This window comes from Mesorhizobium sp. L48C026A00, from assembly GCF_000502375.1.
GTDB lineage: Bacteria > Pseudomonadota > Alphaproteobacteria > Rhizobiales > Rhizobiaceae > Mesorhizobium > Mesorhizobium muleiense.
The window spans coordinates 1-2,144 of record NZ_AYWU01000091.1 but is presented as its reverse complement, the minus strand read 5'-3'; the positions used below and the strand labels follow the sequence as shown (position 1 = coordinate 2,144).

The following is a 2,144-nucleotide window of genomic DNA, read 5'->3' as shown; positions in this document are numbered from 1 at the left end:
GCCAAAGTGAAAGAAATCACTTGCATTCCCGGGGGCGTCCACACACGGCCCGAAGCTGCGATTTTGGCCAAGTTGTGGAACGTTGCCGGAACGGATTGACCGCCATGGCGCCATCGCCTGAGAATTCACTCCCTGAACAGGGAGTGGATGTATGGGTTTGCGTGTTTCACCTGAGTCGTTGGTCGGTGAGTGGAGCCTCTCGTTTGCCGACATCGACTTTGCGAACGCCAAGCCGGCCGGGTCGAGGCTCGGACTGGCGGTGCAGTTGAAGTTCTTCGCAGCCTTCGGATACTTTGTCACCGACGCGACCGAGGTTCCGGACGAGGCGGTTTCGTATCTGGCCGAGCAGCTTGGCGTCAGCAAGGCCGATTTCGGCGGCTACCATTTTTCAGGGCGCTCGGGCCGGCGCCATTGCGCGGAGATTCTCCGTCATCTGGGCGTTCGCCGCATGAGGCTGGCGGATCGCGCGGCGCTTGCGGACTGGATAGCAACGGAGCTTTGCCCGGGCGGGCAGTCGGTCGCGGCGATGCTGGAGGCTGTCTGTCTCTGGTGCCGCGACCACAAGATTTTCGGCCCGTCGGGCAAGGAGATGGAGCGGCTTGTACGTTCCGAACGGCAACGGTTCCTAGAAACATTTCTCGGCCGTGTGGCGCACCGGCTTGTTCCGGAAACGGCCGCTCTGATGGAAGCTTCGCTCGCCGATCCGGAAAGCCCGACGGGGTTCCACACGATCAAAGCCGATGCAGGTGCCACAACGCTGGAGAATATGCTTTCGCTCGCCGGTCGGCTGGCCTTCATTCAAGAGCTAAAACTGCCAAGGGAGTTGCTGACGGACCCGGGCAAGACCTGGATCGATCAGATTGTCCGGCGGGTCGGTGCCGAAAAAGCCTCGGAGATGCGCCGGCACACGCCGATGCGGCAACTGGGTCTTTATGCCGTTTTCCTGATGGTGCGGGAAGCGCAGATCATCGACGGGATGATCGACCTGCTGGTGGAGGCCATTCACAAGATCGGGGTTCGCTCGAAGCGTAAGGTGGTGGCCGGGATAGCCAAGGATATCGAGAGGGTTTATGGCAAGGAGCGGCTTTTGGTCGACATTGCTGGTGCGGCGATCGAGACGCCGGACGGCCGGGTGTGCGATGTGATCTTTCCGGTGGTAGGCAAGGAAAAGCTCGCGGCGATCATCAAGGAGCATCGGGCGAAAGGCACGCTTGAGCGCCGCATCTACCAAGTGATGCGCGGTTCCTATGCCGGCCACTACAGAAGGATCTTGCCAAAACTGCTCTCGGTCCTGGAGTTTCGTTCGAACAACGCCGTGCATCGGCCGGTGCTCGAAGCCTTGGATTGGATCAAGCGAGCCTTCGATACCGGATGCCGCGTGTTCCCGCGGAATGGCGTGCCAGTCGAAGGGGTCATTCCGCCGAAATGGCGCAGCGCGATCATCGGCAAGGACGGGCGCATCAACCGGATCAGCTATGAACTCTGTGTGCTCAGCCAGCTGCGCGATCGCATCCGGGCCAAGGAAATCTGGGTAGTTGGGGCGGACCGCTATCGAAATCCGGACGACGATCTGCCCAAGGATTTCGAGAGCCGACGGGCGGCCTACTACGACGCGCTCAACCTGACGTCGGATGCGCGAGCTTTCACGCGCAAAATCCAGGCCGAGCTCGAGCGGGAATTGCGGCTGCTGAACGGCGAAATCCCCCGCAACGATAAGGTGCGCATTCTCTGGCGCGGTGAAAACCGCATCNCCGCATCTCGATCACGCCGTTCCAGCCACTGCCGGAACCGCAGGGCCTTCGCTCGGTCAAGGCCGAGATCGGGCATCGCTGGCCGATGACGGAACTGCTGGATGTTTTGAAGGAGACGGCCCTCGACACCGGTTTTCTGGATGCTTTTGAAACATCGGCCTCCCGCGTGACGCTTTCCCGCGGTGCGGTCGACCGGCGCCTGATCTTGTGCCTTTACGGATTGGGCACGAATGCCGGCCTGAAGCGCGTGGCGGCCGGATGCCCGGACGTCAGTTACGAGGAATTGCTTCACGTCGGCCGGCGCTTCGTTCACCGGGACGCGCTGGAGGCGGCTTGTGGGCGCGTCGCCAGTGCGACGCTGGCGATCCGCAACACCGCCATCTGGGGCGAGGC

The 2,144-nt window shown here is 61.8% G+C and carries 2 protein-coding genes; both read left to right on the top strand.

All coding sequences use genetic code 11. The annotated features are described in order from the left end of the window. Positions 1-151: 151 nt before the first annotated feature. Positions 152-1,840 (top strand): DUF4158 domain-containing protein, encoded by a 1,689-nt coding sequence (locus X738_RS84365; protein ID WP_023804273.1) that lies wholly within the window; start codon positions 152-154, stop codon positions 1,838-1,840. Next, positions 1,837-2,144 (top strand): Tn3 family transposase (locus tag X738_RS85830; protein ID WP_156942795.1); only part of this gene is annotated, 308 nt, incomplete at its 3' end. The genes X738_RS84365 and X738_RS85830, both read left to right, overlap by 4 nt.